The sequence below is a fragment of the Candidatus Thioglobus sp. genome (genome assembly GCF_029243085.1).
GTDB lineage: Bacteria > Pseudomonadota > Gammaproteobacteria > PS1 > Pseudothioglobaceae > Thioglobus_A.
Map to the genome: position 1 here is coordinate 1 of NZ_JAQWSS010000028.1, position 1734 is coordinate 1734.

The window sequence follows — 1734 nt, forward strand, 5'->3', positions numbered from 1 at the left end:
ATCCTAGAAGAATAATGTTGCACTAACTTGCAATAAAAAAGCCGCTAACAGCGGCTTTTTTATTGTCTTGTGAAAAAACTAAAAGATTATTTAATCTTAGCTTCTTTATACATTACATGTTGTCTTACGACTGGATCAAACTTTTTAACTTCAACTTTTTCCGGATGAAGACGCTTGTTCTTAGTTGCTGTGTAGAAATGACCAGTTTTTGCTGATGATACTAATTTAATTTTCTCTCTCATAATTTACTCCTAAACCTTCTCGCCACGTGCGCGAATTTCTTTAAGTACTTCTTCAATACCTTTCTTGTCAACAATACGCAAACCTTTAGCTGTTAGCTTAAGCTTTACAAAACGGTTTTCACTCTCTACCCAAAAACGGTGAGTGTGAAGATTTGGATAAAAACGACGACGCGTTCTATTATTTGCGTGCGATACATTATTACCACTAATTGGTCGCTTACCAGTTACTTGACATATCTTTGCCATGACTCTACCTTATTGAAAATCTAAAAGAAGGAAATTATACTTAAAATTATTTAACTTTCTTGTCTAAATTTTATAAAAATTCTATTTACTATTGTACCAACAAGCTGTATCATACACCACTTCGGAGGGATGGCAGAGCGGCTGAATGCACTGGTCTTGAAAACCAGCAAGGATTAATCTCCTTCCAGGGTTCAAATCCCTGTCCCTCCACCACATTATAAAAACTACAATGCCAATCACGAGATACACCATATCAGGCGTTACCAAAGATGGTCAAAAATTTAGACCTAGCGACTGGACCGAAAGGCTAGTCTGTGTTCAAAAAGAACAGCTTGTTAAATATAGCGGCCATCTTAAAGTTAAAAAAATTGATGGCATTAAGTCGATTGTTTTTGATAGTCAACTAGAAAATACTTGCCCATTTACTTTTGAACGACTTTTGTCTTTTGCTAAGATTAACCATTTAGCTATTTCCGAAGAAATTATTGAAAATTAAAAAACAATCGTTAGTCAACATACGGCCCATGTTGATGAATCTGTTCATAGTGTGGCACGCCACAACAAAACATAAACTCACAATCTTGATCAGCTTTGACTGATAAGTGTTGTTCTTGCTTGCCTTTTATTAAGAAAGCCTCAGTTAAACTAGCCATTTCACCCTCTAATGCCAGCCTTCCTGATAAAACATAAATAACAGCATTGGCATCTTGCCCCACATGGATTTGATAAGGCTTGCCTTGATTTAGATTAACATGCTGATATGTAATACTCGTATGTAACTCTATCGGAGACCCTTCTCCAACAATCGTTCGACAACACCCCCCTTCGAAAACAATTACAGGTAAATCATGACTCAGAACTTGCTGATAACTTGGCTGAATTGCCTTTAAACGTTTAGGTAAATTAATCCATAACTGAATACCGACACTTTGACCTTCTTCTGCCGGTATTTCTTCATGAACTATACCTTTGCCTGCGCAAAATACCTGGGCTCCACCCTTACTAACGAAAGCATCATTGCCTAAGTTATCTTTATGATGCATGCCGCCAGTTAACATATAGGTAACTGCTTCAAACCCACGATGTGGATGATCTGGAAAACCATGTCCAGTGGCGATATTAAAATGATCCCACAAAACGAATGGATCAAAATTCATTCGTTTTGATACTGGAAATAGTCGATTAACAATTACACCATTCCCTTCAAGCATTTGTTGCGTATTAATTTTGACAAATATACTCACAA

General features: G+C 36.7%; 4 protein-coding genes and 1 tRNA gene. 2 read left to right on the top strand and 3 right to left on the bottom strand.

Features of this window, described 5'->3' with window-relative positions; genetic code table 11:
• Window positions 1–86: 86 nt before the first annotated feature.
• Both rpmG and rpmB read right to left on the bottom strand, forming a co-directional pair.
• Window positions 87–242 (bottom strand): 50S ribosomal protein L33, encoded by a 156-nt coding sequence (rpmG, locus tag P8M52_RS01690; RefSeq protein ID WP_300306431.1) that lies wholly within the window; start codon window positions 240–242, stop codon window positions 87–89.
• A 9-nt stretch (window positions 243–251) separates the two neighbouring features.
• Window positions 252–488, bottom strand: coding sequence for a 50S ribosomal protein L28 (gene rpmB, locus P8M52_RS01695; RefSeq protein WP_300306434.1), 237 nt, complete (start codon window positions 486–488; stop codon window positions 252–254).
• 123 nt (window positions 489–611) lie between these two features.
• Here rpmB and P8M52_RS01700 point away from each other — a divergent pair.
• Window positions 612–701: transfer RNA gene (locus P8M52_RS01700), tRNA-Ser, on the top strand.
• A 16-nt stretch (window positions 702–717) separates the two neighbouring features.
• Window positions 718–984 carry a DUF3579 domain-containing protein gene (locus P8M52_RS01705; RefSeq protein ID WP_300306437.1) on the top strand — a complete coding sequence of 89 codons (267 nt, stop codon included), beginning with the start codon at window positions 718–720 and terminating at the stop codon, window positions 982–984.
• 10 nt (window positions 985–994) lie between these two features.
• On the opposite strand, the gene P8M52_RS01710 is transcribed toward P8M52_RS01705, so the two are convergent.
• Window positions 995–1734: pirin family protein (locus P8M52_RS01710; protein WP_363320142.1), on the bottom strand; the 740-nt coding region annotated here is incomplete at its 5' end.